Source organism: Shouchella hunanensis, assembly GCF_028735875.1.
In the GTDB taxonomy this organism is placed as follows: domain Bacteria; phylum Bacillota; class Bacilli; order Bacillales; family Bacillaceae_D; genus Shouchella; species Shouchella hunanensis.
Window position 1 is genome coordinate 435,048 of record NZ_CP117834.1, and the last position, 17,032, is coordinate 452,079.

General features: G+C 40.6%; 22 protein-coding genes and 1 riboswitch. Of the genes, 7 read left to right on the forward strand and 15 right to left on the reverse strand.

From position 1 onward, the window contains the following. The first annotated feature begins 52 nt into the window (after positions 1 to 52). On the forward strand, positions 53 to 1,120 hold the full coding sequence (locus PQ477_RS02365) for an NAD(P)/FAD-dependent oxidoreductase (RefSeq protein WP_060704078.1): 1,068 nt from the start codon (positions 53 to 55) through the stop codon (positions 1,118 to 1,120). A gap of 39 nt (positions 1,121 to 1,159) precedes the next feature. On the opposite strand, the gene PQ477_RS02370 is transcribed toward PQ477_RS02365, so the two are convergent. Next, the gene (locus PQ477_RS02370; protein WP_081762415.1) at positions 1,160 to 1,492 is read right to left on the reverse strand and encodes a YuzD family protein; all 333 of its coding nucleotides are present in this window, start codon (positions 1,490 to 1,492) and stop codon (positions 1,160 to 1,162) included. 286 nt (positions 1,493 to 1,778) lie between these two features. Here PQ477_RS02370 and PQ477_RS02375 point away from each other — a divergent pair, with 286 nt between their 5' ends. Together PQ477_RS02375 and PQ477_RS02380 are read left to right on the forward strand one after the other, a co-directional pair. After that, positions 1,779 to 2,018 carry a NifU family protein gene (locus PQ477_RS02375; protein ID WP_035398283.1) on the forward strand — a complete coding sequence of 80 codons (240 nt, stop codon included), beginning with the start codon at positions 1,779 to 1,781 and terminating at the stop codon, positions 2,016 to 2,018. A 99-nt stretch (positions 2,019 to 2,117) separates the two neighbouring features. Next, a complete protein-coding gene (locus tag PQ477_RS02380) occupies positions 2,118 to 2,339 on the forward strand; it encodes a hypothetical protein (RefSeq protein ID WP_081762416.1) in 222 nt (73 codons plus the stop codon). A 45-nt stretch (positions 2,340 to 2,384) separates the two neighbouring features. On the opposite strand, the gene PQ477_RS02385 is transcribed toward PQ477_RS02380, so the two are convergent. The 4 genes from PQ477_RS02385 to yutH all read right to left on the reverse strand — a co-directional run bounded on the left by PQ477_RS02385 (position 2,385) and on the right by yutH (position 5,778). Continuing rightward, positions 2,385 to 2,606, reverse strand: coding sequence for a transcriptional regulator SplA domain-containing protein (locus PQ477_RS02385; protein ID WP_035398285.1), 222 nt, complete (start codon positions 2,604 to 2,606; stop codon positions 2,385 to 2,387). 45 nt (positions 2,607 to 2,651) lie between these two features. Beyond that, positions 2,652 to 3,542, reverse strand: a complete 891-nt coding sequence (gene thrB, locus PQ477_RS02390; RefSeq protein WP_060703734.1) for a homoserine kinase — start codon at positions 3,540 to 3,542, stop codon at positions 2,652 to 2,654. 2 nt (positions 3,543 to 3,544) lie between these two features. Further along, positions 3,545 to 4,606: a threonine synthase gene (thrC, locus tag PQ477_RS02395; RefSeq protein WP_274273536.1), complete on the reverse strand. Its 1,062-nt coding sequence runs from the start codon at positions 4,604 to 4,606 to the stop codon at positions 3,545 to 3,547. 125 nt (positions 4,607 to 4,731) lie between these two features. Next, on the reverse strand, positions 4,732 to 5,778 hold the full coding sequence (gene yutH / locus PQ477_RS02400) for a spore coat putative kinase YutH (protein ID WP_035398287.1): 1,047 nt from the start codon (positions 5,776 to 5,778) through the stop codon (positions 4,732 to 4,734). 117 nt (positions 5,779 to 5,895) lie between these two features. Between yutH and PQ477_RS02405 the strand changes: the two genes are divergently transcribed. Beyond that, positions 5,896 to 6,378, forward strand: coding sequence for a phosphatidylglycerophosphatase A family protein (locus tag PQ477_RS02405; protein ID WP_144559420.1), 483 nt, complete (start codon positions 5,896 to 5,898; stop codon positions 6,376 to 6,378). 100 nt (positions 6,379 to 6,478) lie between these two features. On the opposite strand, the gene PQ477_RS02410 is transcribed toward PQ477_RS02405, so the two are convergent. Both PQ477_RS02410 and hepT read right to left on the reverse strand, forming a co-directional pair. Continuing rightward, a complete protein-coding gene (locus tag PQ477_RS02410) occupies positions 6,479 to 7,243 on the reverse strand; it encodes a TIGR01457 family HAD-type hydrolase (RefSeq protein WP_274272904.1) in 765 nt (254 codons plus the stop codon). Positions 7,244 to 7,245: 2 nt separating this feature from the next. Next, positions 7,246 to 7,692, reverse strand: coding sequence for a type VII toxin-antitoxin system HepT family RNase toxin (hepT, locus tag PQ477_RS02415; protein WP_035398294.1), 447 nt, complete (start codon positions 7,690 to 7,692; stop codon positions 7,246 to 7,248). Positions 7,693 to 7,762: 70 nt separating this feature from the next. On the opposite strand from hepT, the gene PQ477_RS02420 reads away from it, so the two are divergent. Then, positions 7,763 to 8,008 (forward strand): hypothetical protein, encoded by a 246-nt coding sequence (locus PQ477_RS02420; RefSeq protein ID WP_038482437.1) that lies wholly within the window; start codon positions 7,763 to 7,765, stop codon positions 8,006 to 8,008. Between the two features lie 39 nt (positions 8,009 to 8,047). On the opposite strand, the gene PQ477_RS02425 is transcribed toward PQ477_RS02420, so the two are convergent. Further along, positions 8,048 to 8,323 carry a YutD family protein gene (locus PQ477_RS02425; RefSeq protein ID WP_038482440.1) on the reverse strand — a complete coding sequence of 92 codons (276 nt, stop codon included), beginning with the start codon at positions 8,321 to 8,323 and terminating at the stop codon, positions 8,048 to 8,050. Positions 8,324 to 8,493: 170 nt separating this feature from the next. Between PQ477_RS02425 and PQ477_RS02430 the strand changes: the two genes are divergently transcribed. Next, complete coding sequence (locus PQ477_RS02430; RefSeq protein WP_052008317.1) at positions 8,494 to 9,099, forward strand: YhcN/YlaJ family sporulation lipoprotein; 606 nt, start codon at positions 8,494 to 8,496, stop codon at positions 9,097 to 9,099. Positions 9,100 to 9,138: 39 nt separating this feature from the next. Here PQ477_RS02430 and lipA read toward each other — a convergent pair whose 3' ends face one another. After that, positions 9,139 to 10,065: a lipoyl synthase gene (gene lipA / locus PQ477_RS02435; protein ID WP_144559421.1), complete on the reverse strand. Its 927-nt coding sequence runs from the start codon at positions 10,063 to 10,065 to the stop codon at positions 9,139 to 9,141. A 173-nt stretch (positions 10,066 to 10,238) separates the two neighbouring features. On the opposite strand from lipA, the gene PQ477_RS02440 reads away from it, so the two are divergent. Beyond that, a complete protein-coding gene (locus PQ477_RS02440; protein ID WP_274272905.1) occupies positions 10,239 to 11,234 on the forward strand; it encodes a M23 family metallopeptidase in 996 nt (331 codons plus the stop codon). Between the two features lie 26 nt (positions 11,235 to 11,260). On the opposite strand, the gene PQ477_RS02445 is transcribed toward PQ477_RS02440, so the two are convergent. The 6 genes from PQ477_RS02445 to PQ477_RS02470 all read right to left on the reverse strand — a co-directional run bounded on the left by PQ477_RS02445 (position 11,261) and on the right by PQ477_RS02470 (position 17,027). Further along, positions 11,261 to 12,877, reverse strand: coding sequence for a Na+/H+ antiporter NhaC family protein (locus tag PQ477_RS02445; protein WP_144559423.1), 1,617 nt, complete (start codon positions 12,875 to 12,877; stop codon positions 11,261 to 11,263). An 87-nt stretch (positions 12,878 to 12,964) separates the two neighbouring features. Then, positions 12,965 to 13,137, reverse strand: a riboswitch (Lysine riboswitch). An 83-nt stretch (positions 13,138 to 13,220) separates the two neighbouring features. Continuing rightward, positions 13,221 to 13,967, reverse strand: coding sequence for a sporulation protein YunB (gene yunB / locus PQ477_RS02450; RefSeq protein ID WP_060703728.1), 747 nt, complete (start codon positions 13,965 to 13,967; stop codon positions 13,221 to 13,223). 61 nt (positions 13,968 to 14,028) lie between these two features. Continuing rightward, positions 14,029 to 14,511, reverse strand: a complete 483-nt coding sequence (locus PQ477_RS02455) for a dihydrofolate reductase (protein WP_035398625.1) — start codon at positions 14,509 to 14,511, stop codon at positions 14,029 to 14,031. Next, complete coding sequence (locus PQ477_RS02460) at positions 14,508 to 15,302, reverse strand: thymidylate synthase (protein WP_144560507.1); 795 nt, start codon at positions 15,300 to 15,302, stop codon at positions 14,508 to 14,510. Before PQ477_RS02460 ends, PQ477_RS02455 begins: the two co-directional genes overlap by 4 nt. Before the next feature lie 16 nt (positions 15,303 to 15,318). Further along, positions 15,319 to 15,630, reverse strand: coding sequence for a YunC family protein (locus PQ477_RS02465; protein ID WP_035398624.1), 312 nt, complete (start codon positions 15,628 to 15,630; stop codon positions 15,319 to 15,321). 38 nt (positions 15,631 to 15,668) lie between these two features. Continuing rightward, positions 15,669 to 17,027 carry a bifunctional metallophosphatase/5'-nucleotidase gene (locus tag PQ477_RS02470; protein ID WP_274273537.1) on the reverse strand — a complete coding sequence of 453 codons (1,359 nt, stop codon included), beginning with the start codon at positions 17,025 to 17,027 and terminating at the stop codon, positions 15,669 to 15,671. Between the last annotated feature and the right edge of the window lie 5 nt (positions 17,028 to 17,032).

Consider the following 17,032-nt stretch of genomic DNA (forward strand, 5'->3'; position numbering starts at 1 on the left):
CTTAATTGAAACTAGTTTTAACGCAATTTCGCTTAAAAGGAGATCTCTACTTATGAAGAAACTCGTTGTACTTGGAGCAGGTTATGGTGGTATGCGCGTCTTACAAAGACTGCTACCAAATGACTTACCAAAAGACTGGGAAATTATTCTCGTTGATGAAATGCCTTATCACTGTCTAAAAACTGAATACTATGCACTTGCAGCTGGAACCGCATCAGATCACCATTTACGAGTTACCTTCCCAGAAGATGCTCGTCTACAAATTAAATACGCAACTGTCACTGCTATCCACGCTGAAGACCACTCTATCCAGTTGAACAACGGTGAAACCCTTGCCTTCGATAAACTTGTTATCGGTTTAGGCTGTACAGACAAATATCACGGCGTACCTGGTGCGGATACATATACGTATAGCATCCAAACGATGAGTGCGACTCGCCGCACGTATGAAGCGCTAAATAATGTTAGACCAGAAGGCGTCGTCTCCATTGTAGGTGCTGGCTTGAGTGGCGTTGAATTAGCAAGTGAGCTACGCGAAAGTCGACCTGACCTCTCAATTAAACTATTTGATCGCGGCGAATCTGTTATGAGTCAGTTCCCTAAGAAATTAAGCGCATATGTTCAAAATTGGTTTGTAGAGCACGGAGTTGATGTCAGCAACAATTCAAACATTACGAAAGTAGAACCCGGCGCACTTTACAATCATGATGAACGAATTGAAAGTGATGCAGTCATTTGGACTGCTGGTGTCCAGCCTGTTCGTGTCGTACGCGATCTAGATGTAGAAAAAGATCGATCTGGACGTATCATTTTAACACCACAACATTTTATCCCCAATCATCCGGATATCTTTGTCGTTGGTGATTGTGCGAGCTTACCTCACGCACCAAGCGCACAGCTTGCGGAAGGGCAAGCGGAACAAATCGTTACCATCTTAAAACATCAATGGAAAGAGGAACCTCTTCCTGAAGAAATGCCTCGCATTAAGCTAAAAGGGGTTTTGGGCTCACTAGGAAAGAAACATGGTTTTGGTATGATGGGCGAACGTCCACTAACAGGCCGTGTAGCGCGAATCTTAAAAAGTGGAGTGCTTTGGATGTATAAGTACCACAGTGGCTGATAGTAAAAAGCGTTAAAGGAGTAGGTTCCTTTAACGCTTTTACTTGTAGAAAGAGGCAGAAAGAATGGCTTCTACTCGTTGTGTAACCACTTTCAAACTAGGATTTCCTTCCGCAAGAATTTCTCCGTTTACTACCAATAATGGATAGAAATACTCTTCATTTAAAATGGCTTCTGCTAGCTCTTTTTCTCGTTCGGTATTTGGGGACTCTATATCGACATAGTGAAAAGATAAATTTTCGTGAGGGAATTTCCGGGTTAATGCTGCTTCTAACCAATCTTTTGTCTCTAATGCGCTTGGCAAATGTACACAAGAAGCGCACTTTTGCTCTGCTCCATAAACCGTAAACTCAATTTTTTGCACCCACCTCATCCTTTCAATGCTCTTTCCTATTAGCTTACATGAGAACCGTGCTAGAAGCTATAAAAAAGATGCTTCCTTCTTTCTTCTCCTTCTCTCTCCATTCCTAATAAACCCTGTGAAACACCTTCAGAAGTCATTTTAATAAGAACGATGCATTAGTTAAACAAGGAGAATGGCCATTGTTCGCTTAATGCACGTCTTATCGTCTGAACGAATCTAAAATAATTGAGCAGATGCATGGATTTTTTTCATCTAGGCGATTATAATGAGAGTATGATGAAAGGAGTGATTCCTAATGGAAACAAGCACAGATATGATGGAGCAAGTGCAAGAGGTATTGGATAAGCTTCGTCCGTTTTTGCTACGTGATGGCGGAGACGTTGAACTTGTTGATGTGGAAGACGGGATCGTAAAAGTACGCTTACTAGGTGCTTGCGGATCTTGCCCAAGCTCTACAATTACGTTAAAAGCTGGGATTGAGCGTGCCCTTTTAGAGGAAGTACCAGGGGTAGTTGAAATCGAGCAAGTATTCTAATCACCAGTCTATTCAGCAGTAAAGCATTGGCTTTACTGCTTTTTTGTGTACATAGTTTTCTTCTTTTGTAGAACACTTCTACTAAAGGAGGGTGACAACATGATGGCGAATGACGATAATCGTAGCGACAACGCAAGACAGATTCAATCCATTATTGAAGACACGAAGAAACGAATGCACGAGGCTGAAAGGTATAAGACTGAGCATGCTGCAGAATTGCATCCTGACGAAAAGCGAGCGCTGATTGAAAAGAAGCGTAACCGAGAAATGAGTCTCAACGCGCTTGAAAAGGAAAAAGAGGAAGAAAAGAAAGAGCGTTAATACTTTAGAAGGAGAAGGGTTGCTCAGACCCTTCTCCTTTTCTCTCTACATCATGTATTGGTTATACACTTGCTCTGCATCCTCATAAGAAGCAAAAACCGCATCATCTTCTTCTAATGTATGATAATAATCGTATACAACAACCGACGTTCCGAGTGCGTCAACCGATATATATCCTTCCTGTATTGTTGCAACAGTGGGTGTGTGGGGATTACTATAAATAACAAAAACCGACTGACCATCTTTCAATTCATTTACTTGTAGCATAGCATTCGCCTCCTTTTCACAGTAGTATGCCTACTGTTACAAAAGCTATGCTTGCACTACGGATAGTGCTGTTCCAACTGTAGCTGGTCTTACAACTTCAGCTTGATAATATGGAAAACGACGTTGAATCTCTTTTGCGAAGCGTTTGCCGCTACCTTGCTCCACAAAACACAATACCGTTGGACCCGCGCCACTTAAAGCAGCGCCATAAGAAAAGCGATGCTCATTTACAAAGTTCATGACGTCAGACCAATGCGGGATAAGGTGTTTGCGGTACGGTTGGTGGTACAAGTCTTCCATCATTAATTCACCGGCAAGACTCCAATTATCCGCTAGTATAGCAGCTGTCATAACATTTGACACAGCGCTTGTCTGGATAGCTTGTTTGAATTGAAGCTGCTTTGGTAAAATACCTCTTGCTTTTTTCGTTTCCAAAATTTCTGGCGGAATAAGTGCGACTAACTCTACTTTTGGCTCTGAAACGTGAATAATGTCCGTACGATGATCTCGATGAGCCCCTACAATCAAACCACCATATATTGAAGGGGCAACATTATCTGGGTGCCCTTCAAAAAGGGATCCAATTCGTACTTTTTCTTTTTGAGACACGTTACGATCAGCACAATAGCAGGCAATTTCAATTCCAGCAACAATTGCTGCCGCACTTGATCCAAACCCCTTTGAGAGCGGGATATCATTTTTCATCGAAACACGACAAGGAAAAAGCGTCGTCTCCAAATGGTTTGCTGTAAATGCTGCCGCTTGATAAATTAAATTGTTCGGTCCTAAGTTTTCAAGTCCAGGGCTATCACAGTGAAAGGACCATGAGTCGCTTCGCTCTACATCTACGTGAAGATAGCGGTCTAACGCCATGCCAATTGAATCAAAGCCTGGTCCTAAGTTTGCTGTACTCGCTGGGATTGTCATTGCTAACATTGTTACACCACCATTTCTTTTCCATGCAGATACGCTTTAAACGCTTCATTTGTTTGATCTAATACCACTCGCTCTGATGGTGATACATCCATAGCCGTGATAGGATCTTTCAACCCATTTCCAGTTAAAACAGCAACCACTTTTGATCCTTTAGAAAGTTGACCATTTGCAACAGCCTTTTTAATTCCTGCGATCGAAGCACATGATCCTGGTTCAGCAAAAATACCTTCGTTTTTCGCCAGTTCTTGGTATGCTTCTATAATTTCTTCATCCGACACCATATCAATCAACCCTAGTGACTCTCTCGCTGCAAGGGTTGCTGTTGACCAACTTGCAGGGTTACCGATGCGAATGGCTGTCGCAATTGTCTCAGGATTGTCGACGACTTTATTTCGAACAATCGGCGCTGCCCCTTCTGCTTGAAAGCCAAATAGTTTAGGTAAGCCGGTTTGAAATCTTTGATGGTATTCTTTAAAGCCTAACCAGTATGCAGAAATATTCCCTGCATTTCCTACTGGAATAGCCAGCACATCTGGGGCAGAACCTAATTGATCACAGATTTCAAATGCGCTTGTTTTTTGACCTTGCAATCGATATGGATTAACAGAGTTTACAAGTTCAATGGACGAATCCTCAGTCACTTCTCGTACAGTTTTTAATGCTTGATCAAAGTTCCCTTCCACTTCAATCACTTCAGCACCTAACATCACCGCTTGAGCCAGTTTCCCTTGAGCAATTTTCCCTTTAGGAATAACAACAAATACCTTTAGTCCTGCTTTCGCCCCATATGCTGCAGCCGATGCAGCTGTATTTCCTGTTGAAGCACACATAATGGCGGTTTTCCCTTTTTCAACGGCTTTTGCTACTGCCATGACCATGCCTCTATCTTTAAACGAGCCTGTTGGATTAACCCCCTCATGTTTTCCGTATAACTCGATGCCCAACCGTTCAGATAAACGCTCAAAATGAACGAGTGGTGTATTCCCTTCTCCAAGAGAAAGCTTAGGTGTTTGATCTTGCACAGGTAAATAAGCCTTATATTCTTGCAATAATCCCTTCCACATCAACAACTACCCCACTCCTTATCCCCCTGGTCTCGGCTCAAACCAATAAGTCTTTCCCAGAAGAACTAATGTCTTTATATAATGGACATTATATCGTCAGTTGCGATGGTTTTCAAGAGAAAAAATTAAATTTTTTGACCAATAATCCAATCTAATTCTGGAATAGACTGGTAGCGATGAAGTTTGGCTTCTTCTGCCAGCTCATTTAAGAAAGCACCATTTTCTTTTTCTTTGTCGAGAAACGACTCAATTTTGGAAGCAAATTGAAGCTGCTCCTGCGGCATTTGCGCTCTGTAATATTGTTCTACTAGTTCAAAATAATAAAGCGGGAAGAGCAATCGAGCATACATGAGCTGCCAAGAGTAGCGTGACAAAACTTGTGTTTCTTCATAACCTCTTAAAAAAAGGGAAATCTCTTGTTTCATTTGTCGATGTCTTTCCTCTGGCTGGACACGCCGATCGCGGATCCACTCAGCTAAGTCACGGGCTGGATGGTCAAACAAAAACGTTGTTGGCAGCTTAATAATTTGACCACTCTCTGATACTTTTAACCACGATGTGTCTTTAAAACGACTATGACAGATCGTACCACTATCCCGTGGCTCCATTGGGATATCTAGCTCTGTATCTACAGCGTACTGAATGGCATTTTCTGTTACGCCCATAAAGTAAGGATACGTATATAAAAACACTTCATCCGTTATCGTTGTCGGCCCCGTTGCTCGTTTTTGCGCATACCAATTTTCAAGTTGTTCTAAACGCTGTTCCCAAATAGTTGGCCAACGCCCAGCTGTCAGCGCCGTCCAGTTCGCAGCCCCTTGTTGGCCTTTTACATGCCAGTCTCGTAGTTGCCCTCCTAAATCTTGAGTAGAACGAATGCGTACACTGCGATCTTCTCGTACAGTTGGAATTTTAAATATATACACCTCGGAACCATCGATAAGAGTCGATGGTTGGTTTGAACGGTTTTGAACAAGCTCAAGGACAGAATAATCGCCAACACTTCTCATATAATCAGAGAAGGCAAGCATTTGCGACTCCTCCATCTGCAGTTCATCCTTTGGAATGATCAAATACGATTCTTGGTTAGCCTGAAACCCTTCAAAGTCTCCAATTGAAAACCGTTCCGTACAGTACAATTTATAATGATCGTACAAATTGCGTTCAAGCATGAACATGCCTCCTTCTCTTATGTAGTCTTACTAGTCTATGACCTAATCGCATAAAATGTGTATGGCAACGTAAACTATAAGGAACGATTTATTCACGCAAGAGAGATGGGGGATCATATGGATTCTGTCGAAAGAACAGCTCGGGATCTTTTAGTAGAACGAGGAGTTCCAATAGAGGAAATCGCAGAACTTGTTTATGAGCTACAAAGCCATTACCATCCTGCTTTAACGATTGAAGCATGTATTGAAAATATTGATCGGGTTTTATCAAAAAGGGAGGTTCAGAATGCCATTATCACTGGTATTCAACTTGATAAATTAACGGAGAAGAAACTGCTCGATGAACCACTTCAATCGATTTTAGCAAGAGATGAAGGTTTATACGGAATTGATGAAATCATTGCCCTATCCATTGTAAATGTTTATGGATCAATCGGCTTTACTAACTATGGTTACGTGGATAAAATGAAACCTGGCATTATTAAAAAGTTAAATGATAAGCATTCACCCTTATGTCACACCTTTTTAGATGATATTGTTGGTGCTATAGCCGCAGCAGCATCTAGCCGTTTAGCCCATCGAAAGGCAAACACGGAATAAAAGAAACGACGCATACGTCCCGGAGTATTCAATGCAAAAAAAAGACGATTCCTCAACTCGTAGAGCGAATCGTCTTTTCCTCATGTCTTATACATTTTGTTTAAACCTCTTCCAATTGCCAGCGATCTAAAGAGGAAATTGAAAAGGTTGGTTGGTTTTCATAGGTAGAACAATCGAGGGTGACACCTGTCTTTACGTGCAAGGTGGACATACCAGCGTCAATACCTGTCCTAATATCTGTTTCATAATTGTCGCCAACTAAAATGGTTTTGTCTTTTCGAAACTGGAGTTGCTCTAATGCCATTGTGATGATTTCTTTATTTGGCTTTCCAATTGTTACTGGCTCTTTCTGCGCAGCATATGAAATAGCAGCAACAATTGCGCCATTTCCACACACAAGCCCATTTGAAGATGGCAACATGCGATCTGGATTCGTGGCAATAAAAAGAGCTCCCTCTTTTACTAAACGCGCGGCTTGGCTCATCTTCTCATATGTGATGTGTCGATCAAGGCCAACAATGACTGCATCCGGCTGCGTTTCATCTTTAACAAACGTTGAAAAAGCCGTTTCTAACCCTTCTTCTCCAACGATAAACACGCGAGCTTTTTTTATCTTTTTTTTAACATATAGTGCTGTTGCTAAAGCAGATGTTACAATTTGATTTGTTTCAACATAAAGTCCAAATTTGCGAAGCTTATCCGCTACCTGTTCTGGTGTTTTTGTTGAATTATTTGTAATAAATCCATACGGAATGCCCTGCTGATTCAGTTTAGTAATAAACGAAATGGCACTATCAATTGGTTTTTCTCCATTGTAAACAGTGCCATCCAAATCAAATAAATAACTTTCATATTGACTGAGCATCTTTATTGTTCCTCCGGGATAAAGGCCGTAATGACACCTAGTTCATTTTTTAAATACGCGCGTACAGCAATTGGAAAGCGTTTTACTCCAGTTAGCTGTTCTGTTATCGTTTGATAAAGATGCTGATGATCAATTGTCGTATATTCGTACGCCAGTGTTTTTCGTAATTGGACGATTTTTTTCAATTCATCACATTCTTGGACAGTAATAACGTTTTCATCCTCGAGTATATCAATAATATCTTCATACCCTCCAGGATCACGCATAATAAAGCCATCAATGAGCTGATTCCCTACATCAATGATGGATTCAATTAAAACGGCTACGGCACGCTCAAGAGCAAGTCCACTTTTTTTATCTGTTTGTAAAGGTTCGACCTCTAAAAATTGCGTTACCTCTTCCATGTATGTAAGAACTTGTTCAATCCGTTTTCTGTCAACAAAATACACAATCATTCCTCCTGATCGTTTTATGTTTTCTTTCGCTTCTGGGCATAATGTTCTTAAAGGAGGAGATCGAATGGCAAAAAAAGACGACTACCATGACTTCAAAAATGTAGAAGCTTCTCATCAATATATTGTTCCAGAAGCAACCCCTGAAGGGCCTTACGGTTCACCCATTCATAAAGATACTCCAGTTGAAAATAAATCAACACCGTGGGAAAAGGATCAGCGAGAATACAGTGCTTTTAACTACAATGACAAAGACCAACACGCTCATCAGCCACGAAAATATCCAAGCCATCACCCAACCCATGATGAATAAAATGTACAAGCTTGTCGGCTAAGTCGATGAGCTTATTTCTTAATTATTTACTCGTTTTACAACAAAATAGGCACAGCCAAAATTACAGTATTCATACAAATAATCCGGTAGCGTACTTATTTTTTTATCAAACGTTGATTTTTTATTTTTGTCTTCGAAAAAACCACGAAGACGAAGTTGATTGTAACCCCAATCACCGACAATGTAATCGTATTTAGTTAAGACATCACTATAACGCGCTTTAAAAGCTTCTTCGTCCCAGCCTTCTTTTTCGTCTTGAACAACTTCATAATGTTGCCCACAAATGGTTAACATCTAAACCACCTCAATTCACTTCTTCAAAAAGTTATAGCCTTAGTTTAACATATTTGCTCACATTTCTCTGTAGTCTTTCCTCTTTCTCAACCCATTATTTGTTACCACTAGTTTAACGACCCATGTGGAATAGTAAAAGAGCAAGACTATTTATCAAATGGGGGATGATCATGAGAATTATCATGACGCTACTTGTTGCCGTCAGTATGTTAACGGCATGTAATCAAACGTCACAACAAGGCATGTACCAGACAAATGAAGCACAGCAAACCGCACGTGGGACAGAATATGATTCAAATCTAATGGAGCGTGGCTACGGTTTTTCTCGCCACACTTACGAAGAGATGCAGCATAATAACGACCAAGCAGGCGCTTTAGTCGTGAACCGTGATATGTTAGCGGAAGGCATCTCACGAATGATTGTTGACAACCCTGCCATTGAGGAAGCAGCCGTACTTGTTACTGATAAATACGTGCTTGCAGTGTATGAGCAGCAAAATAACCAAAAAGATAACATGGTTGCGGATCAGGTGAAACGTACTGCGCTATCCGTCGTGCCTAGCTTTTACGATGTGTATGTGTCTAATGATCCTACGCATATAAAGGATATTGAACGTTATCAGAATATGACTGCAGGCAATGCGGATTATGCATCCTTATTAGAAGATACGATTGAAGAACTTAAGCAAGACCCTCAAGGTGATGTTGATCTAGGCATGGATGAAGATATGGATATTATGCGGGACAAGCAAAAAGCCTTACGCGAACAACATTAAGAAAGAACCATGCTTTCCGCATGGTTCTTTGTTAGCAATTTAATTGTGAATGTGTGTTTCATTTTGAACTTTTTTTGCTTCCATGTTAACTTGCGCTTGGTTTACTTGCTCATCGGCATGATAAGAAGAACGCACTAGCGGGCCAGCTTCACAATGACTAAATCCCTTACTTAACGCAATCTCTTTTAATTCAGCAAACTCATCAGGATGGTAATATTTAATTACGTTAAGGTGTTTTTTGGTTGGTTGTAAGTATTGACCAATTGTTACTATATCAACATCATTTGCACGCAAATCATCCATCGTTTCAATGATTTCTTCTTTTGTTTCACCAAGACCAATCATAAGGCTTGACTTCGTAGGAATATCTGCATGCATCGCTTTTGCTCGACTTAAAAATTCTAATGTGCGATCATACTTTGCTCGAGCACGTACTTTTGGTGTTAGGCGGCGAACCGTTTCTATATTATGATTCATAATGTTTGGTCTAGCGTCCATTAACGTTTGTAAACTTTGTTCATTTCCAAGCATATCCGACGGTAACACTTCTATTGTGCAGAAAGGATTTTTGCGACGAATCGCTCGAACTGTCTCCGCAAATACAAATGCTCCACCATCCTTTAGGTCGTCACGAGCAACTGCAGTGATGACGACATGCTTAAGGCCCATTGTTTCCACTGAATCTGCTACACGTTCCGGCTCTTCTAGGTCTAATTCTGTCGGTAGGCCCGTTTTAACCGCACAAAAACGACAACCTCGTGTGCAAATATCTCCTAATATCATAAATGTCGCTGTTTTTCGTACAGCCCAACACTCATGAATATTGGGACAACGCGCTTCTTCACAAACCGTATGTAGCTTCTTTTCTCGCATCATCTTTTTTAAACCTGTATACGATTCATTGGTATTGAGTTTAATTTTTAACCAATCTGGTTTACGGACATGCGTATCGTTTTTTTCTGCCATTCAAAAACGTCCCTTCTTTGGGAAAATTCTTTTTTTCAAATTAATCGTAACATGATTTTCCATCATTGACCAATGGCGATTAGCAAAATTTCTACACAAAATGGCAAGTTTTTGTTGTAATTTTTTTCTTCGACAGTAGGAAACTAAGCAAAAGCCTACGAAGGAGGATGCAAATGGCTACTTTTCGATCCACAATAAGTATCGTACTTGTGCTTGTCTTTTGTTTTCATACGATAAGTAGTGAAGCTCATGCGGAAGATACAGTCAATCCATACACGGAACGCGAAGCGTTATATCATAAAATGGAAACCATCACAAATGTACCTTGGTATTATTTAGCTGCAGTTGATTCATATGAACGAGGATTACGAAAAGCAAGGCGAGACCGAGCAGATGCAGATGGCTTTATCTCTATTTATTATGCTAAAGAAGATTGGGTTGGTCCTTTAAACCCTAATCAAGATGACGAAAGTCCAGACACAATAAGCCTATTTGAAGGCATCGGCTTAGATGGAAACGGTGATGGCAAGGCACTTTTGACAGACGATGAAGATGTTCTATACACACTTGCTCGTTATTTAGAATCGTATGGTTTAACGGAAGAAGATTTCCGAATAGCATTATGGCATTTTTATCAACGAGAACAGAGCGTTAATATTGTAGCTGGTCATGCAAAAGTATACCAGCATTATCAAACGTTAGACCTTCATAAACATGCGTTCGTTATGCCTCTCCATCACAATTATAGTTACCGGAGTACTTGGGGAGATAGACGAGGTTGGGGTGGTAGACGTATCCATGAAGGAACGGACATTTTTGCTAATTACCAAGTCCCAATTCAGTCTTCATCTTATGGCATTGTTGAAACGATTGGCTGGAACCCTTATGGCGGTTGGCGTGTCGGTATTCGCGATTTAGATAATATATATCATTATTACGCTCATTTAAGTGGATTTGAAAAAGGAATTGAAAAAGGTTCCATTATAGAGGCTGGTCAACTAATCGGTTATTGCGGTTCATCTGGTTATGGAAAACCCGGTACACAAGGGAAGTTTCCACCACACTTGCATTATGGTATGTATCGAGATAATGGTATTACAGAATGGTCGTTTGACCCATTCCCATCATTAAAACAATGGGAGCGAGCAGCTAAACAAGCAAAAAAATAAAAGCAAAGCGCATGCGCTTTGCTTTTTTATGAGGTCGCTGTTTCTTTTTTACTTATGCGTTGTAAAATAAAGACGGTAACAGCAAGCAGTATACCAACTACTATCCAGGCAACAACTGCTCCAAGAAAACCAAGGATAAAGAAGGCAATTGTTGCAAGAACAGCTGTAAGAATAGCATAAGGCAGCTGAGTGATGACGTGATCCATATGATGAGCACCTGAACCTGCCGCTGATAGAATCGTCGTGTCGGAAATAGGTGAAATATGGTCTCCAAAAATGGAACCAGCTAATACCGCCGCAAGCATAGGAATGAGCATAGTTGGCTCAACAACAACCGCAATTTGAGCTGCAATTGGAAGCAGCATCCCAAATGTTCCCCATGAAGTACCTGTGGCTAATCCCGAAAAGGCAGCAACTAAGAATAGTAAAACAGGTAAAAATCCTGGATGAATCGATTGATCAATTAAGGAAGCTAGGTAATTTCCTGTGCCTAATAAGCCAATCATTTCAATCGTTGTCCAGGCAAGCACTAAAATGCCAACTGCAGGTAACATCGATTGAATACCTGCCATTACAGCTTTACCGAAATCACTCTTTTTCGGTCGCGCCATAACGGTCATTCCGATGGTTACAGCCAGTCCAATGACACTTCCAATTAATAATGATAAGCCAATATCCGTATACTCCATGACTGTTAAGATTGTAACATCTAAACCATCACTACTTGCTCCTTGAGCTCCTGTATAAAGCATCATCCCAATCGTTGCTATAACGAGTACAAGAATAGGAATAAACAGCTGGGAGACACGACCGTTAGCCATTGCTAAATCGGCTGATAAGCTACCAGGAACCTCTCCTTTAGTTGGATCTGTTAACTGATTTTCTTTTTTGGCTCGGTCTTCATGTTTTTTCATTGCGCCAACATCAATATTAAAGACAATAACAAGTATGATAAAAATAAGAGCAATTAACGCATAAAAATTGATAGGGATCGTGTAAATAAATGCTTGTAAAGGACTAAATTCTATAATTTGATTCGCCGCAAAAATGGAAGCGAAAATCCCAATAATATACGCTCCCCAGCTTGACATTGGTGCAATGACACAAATTGGAGCTGAAGTGGAGTCAACAATATAGGACAATTTTGCTCGAGAAACACGGTAACGATCGGTTAAAGGTCGACTTGTGTTTCCTACTGTTAATGCATTAAAATAGTCATCAATAAAAATAACAAGGCCTAAAACAAATGGTAGGAACAACGAACCTTTTCTCGTTGTAATTCGCTTTTCTGCCCAGTGGCTAAAGGCTTGTCCACCACCAGAAAAGGTAATAAGACTTGCAACAATACCTAAAAAGACGAGAAACAGCATAATATACAGTTCCCAATCATTAATGGAAACGCCATTTTCCGCCATTGATTCAATAACCCCAGCAAAGCTTGGTTGATCGAGTGTCTCAAACGAAACAAAGAACGAAACAACCGTTTGGAAGATACCTGCGAATGCTTGCATGATGCCCTCATACGCAATAAAAGCACCTATTAAGATGGCAATCCCTAAGGATATAAACACCTTCCTTGTTAAAATCACTAGCGTTAACGCCACAATCGGCGGGACAAGTGATAACCAACCTATATGTTCCATAACTAACCTCTCCTTAAGAGACTGTTTTCAACAAAAAAAGACAATCATGGTATACATCCATTATTGTCTCAAACAATTAACAGTCCCATCCATAGTAGTCCTCCACAGTTACCTGTGACAGTCCGCCATTTATTCAATGACGACCCAGCTAAAAAGAACTGAACATTTCTTTTCGCTTCGGCAAAAAAGCCTTTCCACACCGTTCATTGCTGTTCTAGCTCCAAATGTGTACTGATTTTTTTTGCGCCTCTACCTCATCAAGCAGATGAGGTGTTCTATTCAATTCGTACTCTATCTTACCACACGATTCTTTAACAAACAATGACAAATTACGACATTTTTACTAATCCTGCTTTATTTCTTCTTCTCCAATAACAGGATAACCAAAACCACCCTGACCGCCGTAAAATTGAGGCACTGGTCCAGCTACATAAGCAAAACCAGCCGGTAGTTCGACCGAAATCGTCTCTGATACCTCTGAAAACGGCAAGATGACATCCATATTAACATCAATGTTGACATAAAAAGATAAACGCGTGTTGTTTATACCAAGCGTCTCTGCCTCGTCCCGCATCTGTACTTTCGCATCGCCCATTAAAGCAAACCGGATTGGAATACCGGGTCCTACATCGGTTAAAAGCGCATTATTTAGCGCTCTACCTAAAGGAATAGTTGCAACGATCGGGTTATCATCGCCATAGCTATTCACTTCCCCACGCTGTACTTGATTAATGACCTCATGAACACGGGTTTGTACTCTTCCCATTAACTCATTATACTTTTGAGTGTTGACATCAAGAAAAACGACAAGTCCATCATTATTCGTTTCTTTAATAAAAATCTCACTCATATCCATTTGGGATAGCTCTTCTGCCATCGCTTGTTCAATCGTATACGTAGCGACTCGCTCCATTTCACGCTGGGCAATTTGTGAAATAATTGGTCTTAATTGAGAATCAACAAACCAAAGCCCTTGTATTGAAAGAATTGCAAATAAGACGAATGACAACAGGAGCACATAGCGAAAAGGTAACGGAGCTTGTGATTGCTTAGAGCCTTTAATTGGTTGAAATCGATAACGTTTACGCAAAAATAGCCCACCCCCTCTTATAGATTTCTATGCAAGAGGGACTAGGCTTCGAACTAAAAGTTTATCTCTTTCTTACGTACGTACGGTATTCATGGGGGTAACGATTTTTTTCGTCCATTGTTCCAGCAATGGCTTCTACGAGCTCCCACTCATCCTCTTCCAATGCAGGAACGAACGTGTCTGCATCAAATGTATCCTCAATAACGGTAACAATTTGTTTATCACAATGATTCCAAAACAATTTAAAGATTTCTGTACCACCGATGACGAAAATCTCTTGTTCTTTACTGAGCGCTAATACGTCATCCACCGAATACACAACATCTGTATCTGGTGCAGCAAAGGAGTGATTTCTCGTCAAAACGATGTTGCGACGATTTGGCAAAGGTCCATTCATGGAATCAAATGTCTTTCTTCCCATCACAATCGTCTTACCCGTTGTCGTTTGTTTGAAATGTTTTAAATCGGCAGGAAGATGCCAAGGCATGTCATTGTTCTTTCCAATGCCATGCGCTTTATCACGAGCATATACGAATGTAATCATACAGACACCTCTGCTTTTATATGCGGATGCGCTTCATACCCAACAAGTTCGAAATCATCAAATGTAAACGAGAAGATATCGTTCACTTCTGGGTTCATTTTCATTGTTGGCAATGGATGTGGCTCTCTTGAAAGTTGCAATTTTGCTTGTTCAATATGATTGGAGTAAAGGTGTGCATCACCAAACGTATGAACAAATTCACCCGGCTCTAAATCACATACTTGCGCAATCATCATTGTTAATAACGCGTAAGAGGCAATATTAAACGGCACCCCTAAAAAGACATCGGCGCTCCGTTGATAAAGCTGGCAGGAAAGCTTTCCATCTTGAACATAGAATTGAAAGAGACAGTGGCATGGCGCCAGTGCCATATCATCAATTTCTGCAACGTTCCATGCATTTACAACGAGGCGTCGCGAATCAGGGTTCGTTTTTATTTGCTCCACCACTTCTTTTATTTGATCAACTGTTCTTCCGTTTGCTCCTTCCCACGAACGCCACTGTTTTCCGTAAACAGGTCCTAGATCACCAGTTTCATCTGCCCATTCATTCCAAATGCGCACACCATTATCTTGTAAATACTTTATATTCGTATCACCTTGTAAAAACCACAGGAGCTCATGGATAATTGAGCGCAGATGCACTTTTTTTGTTGTTACAACTGGAAAACCTTCTTGTAGATTAAATCTCATTTGATATCCAAACGTACTAATTGTTCCAGTGCCTGTCCGATCTGATTTTTGCGAGCCGTGTGTTAGCACATGCTCGCATAGCTGTAAATACTGCTTCATTGTTTGCTTCATCCCTTCACTCTGCTTGTTTCATTTTTAAAAGCGCTTCTTTACCAATTGTCCCTTTTGTTATGCCTAATTCTTCGCATTTAAACGTGACAGATTCAAGTGGCGCATCTAACAACTGTTCAATCGTACGGACACCTACTGCTCTAGCAGCAAGAATCCCACGTTCTTTTAACTTTTCATTTAACAGTGCGACGTCTAATGCTCCGCACATAATATAGCCTGCATCACATGTTACTGCCATAAAGTTGGTCTTTGGCAACTTAACGGTAATCGCCAAGAACGTTTCTCCTTCAATGCTAATAGGATCAACATTAATCATGGAACAATCGCTCCTTTTTCAATTCATTTCTTCACACATTATGAAAAAGTAAGCTTGTTTGTTCCTGTCTGCAATAATTTTGCCAGAATATCACGTAAAAACTCTGGTAGTAAATAGTGCTTCATTTCCGCATTGGCAATATGGGGAAACAAAAAACCAAACGTGTACATATCAAGTGTTGCCAACCGATAAAGCTTCGTTTCAGCAATGGTTTGTCCGTTTACAAGGATCCCTGTCGGCGTAATGGTAATACCAGTAAACAGCATTAGACCTAACACTTTGCCACGAAATCCAAAGCCTTTTAGCTCTAGCTTTACAATATCATCTGTCTGTGCCCGACGTATAGTCTCGATTAGCTGCTTCCCTGTTAACTCAACGATGCAAGGATTGATCGGGTGTGGACAAATACGATGAATATCACCATATGTCACATCCCCCATTGGTAAACTCTCCATTAATACACCAGCATTCATCATTCCAATTTCTTCTTCACACCATTCTGTTAAGGCATCACATAAGGCTTGTGTTGCAACCGATGGCTCGAACCATTTTACTTCAAAAGGTTTAACAAGCGAAACGATTGGTTGTGATAGTGCCTCCACAGCCTCTTGATTTAATGATTCTAAAAGCTGTTTACTCCCTTTGTCTTCTTTACAACTTGTCGGGTCAATTAATGTTGGCTGAACGCTTATAACATCCTTGTTTTCAAATACTAACGTTAGCTCCCCTAAAAAAATCCCATGTTTCCCTGCTTGGGTTATCCATGTATCTTTCACTTTTAACCCATTTTGTAAACTATGGTGTGTGTGTGCACCAATGATCGCTGTAATCCCTTCGACTTCATTGGCAATTTGTTCGTCTTTAGGAAGCCCTAAATGAGACAGAAGAATTACTGCATCTACTTTATCTTTCAATTGATTTACATGTGCTTGAATTCCCTCAATGGAATAAGACACATCCCAACCAAGCTGTTCATAAAAATGCGTCATCGCGGATGTATAGCCAATATACGCTATTTGTAACCCTGCAATTGTATCGATTTGGTGTGGAACTGCCCAGCTCGGACGCAAACCAGTTTTCCGGTCAAACAAGTTTGCAACAATAACGTTAAAGTCTGCTTCACTGTACATATCATCTAACATTTTTTGCGAGAACGTAACCCCTTCATTATTACCAATGGTAGCAAAGTCTACATTCGCTTCATTTAGTAACTGAATGTTTCCAATACCTCCTGTTGCTTCTGTCATTGGGTTTGCTCGATCCGCATGGTCTCCTAAATCCACGTAACGGACGTTCTCGTTTTGGTTACGTTTTATATGCCCAACGATATTTGCCCAATGTTGAAAACCACTGTGAATATCGTTTGTATGATAAATGGTTATAGTCGTTGTAATGATGGTTT

What these genes read in the sequence shown, in the direction of transcription:
- PQ477_RS02365 (WP_060704078.1), top strand. Translation starts at nt 53, where the DNA reads ATGAAGAAACTCGTTGTACTTGGAGCAGGTTATGGTGGTATGCGCGTC.
- PQ477_RS02370 (WP_081762415.1), bottom strand. Translation starts at nt 1,492, where the DNA reads ATGAGGTGGGTGCAAAAAATTGAGTTTACGGTTTATGGAGCAGAGCAA.
- PQ477_RS02375 (WP_035398283.1), top strand. Translation starts at nt 1,779, where the DNA reads ATGGAAACAAGCACAGATATGATGGAGCAAGTGCAAGAGGTATTGGAT.
- PQ477_RS02380 (WP_081762416.1), top strand. Translation starts at nt 2,118, where the DNA reads ATGATGGCGAATGACGATAATCGTAGCGACAACGCAAGACAGATTCAA.
- PQ477_RS02385 (WP_035398285.1), bottom strand. Translation starts at nt 2,606, where the DNA reads ATGCTACAAGTAAATGAATTGAAAGATGGTCAGTCGGTTTTTGTTATT.
- thrB (WP_060703734.1), bottom strand. Translation starts at nt 3,542, where the DNA reads ATGTTAGCAATGACAATCCCAGCGAGTACAGCAAACTTAGGACCAGGC.
- thrC (WP_274273536.1), bottom strand. Translation starts at nt 4,606, where the DNA reads ATGTGGAAGGGATTATTGCAAGAATATAAGGCTTATTTACCTGTGCAA.
- yutH (WP_035398287.1), bottom strand. Translation starts at nt 5,778, where the DNA reads ATGCTTGAACGCAATTTGTACGATCATTATAAATTGTACTGTACGGAA.
- PQ477_RS02405 (WP_144559420.1), top strand. Translation starts at nt 5,896, where the DNA reads ATGGATTCTGTCGAAAGAACAGCTCGGGATCTTTTAGTAGAACGAGGA.
- PQ477_RS02410 (WP_274272904.1), bottom strand. Translation starts at nt 7,243, where the DNA reads ATGCTCAGTCAATATGAAAGTTATTTATTTGATTTGGATGGCACTGTT.
- PQ477_RS02420 (WP_038482437.1), top strand. Translation starts at nt 7,763, where the DNA reads ATGGCAAAAAAAGACGACTACCATGACTTCAAAAATGTAGAAGCTTCT.
- PQ477_RS02425 (WP_038482440.1), bottom strand. Translation starts at nt 8,323, where the DNA reads ATGTTAACCATTTGTGGGCAACATTATGAAGTTGTTCAAGACGAAAAA.
- PQ477_RS02430 (WP_052008317.1), top strand. Translation starts at nt 8,494, where the DNA reads ATGAGAATTATCATGACGCTACTTGTTGCCGTCAGTATGTTAACGGCA.
- lipA (WP_144559421.1), bottom strand. Translation starts at nt 10,065, where the DNA reads ATGGCAGAAAAAAACGATACGCATGTCCGTAAACCAGATTGGTTAAAA.
- PQ477_RS02440 (WP_274272905.1), top strand. Translation starts at nt 10,239, where the DNA reads ATGGCTACTTTTCGATCCACAATAAGTATCGTACTTGTGCTTGTCTTT.
- PQ477_RS02445 (WP_144559423.1), bottom strand. Translation starts at nt 12,877, where the DNA reads ATGGAACATATAGGTTGGTTATCACTTGTCCCGCCGATTGTGGCGTTA.
- PQ477_RS02455 (WP_035398625.1), bottom strand. Translation starts at nt 14,511, where the DNA reads ATGATTACATTCGTATATGCTCGTGATAAAGCGCATGGCATTGGAAAG.
- PQ477_RS02460 (WP_144560507.1), bottom strand. Translation starts at nt 15,302, where the DNA reads ATGAAGCAGTATTTACAGCTATGCGAGCATGTGCTAACACACGGCTCG.
- PQ477_RS02465 (WP_035398624.1), bottom strand. Translation starts at nt 15,630, where the DNA reads ATGATTAATGTTGATCCTATTAGCATTGAAGGAGAAACGTTCTTGGCG.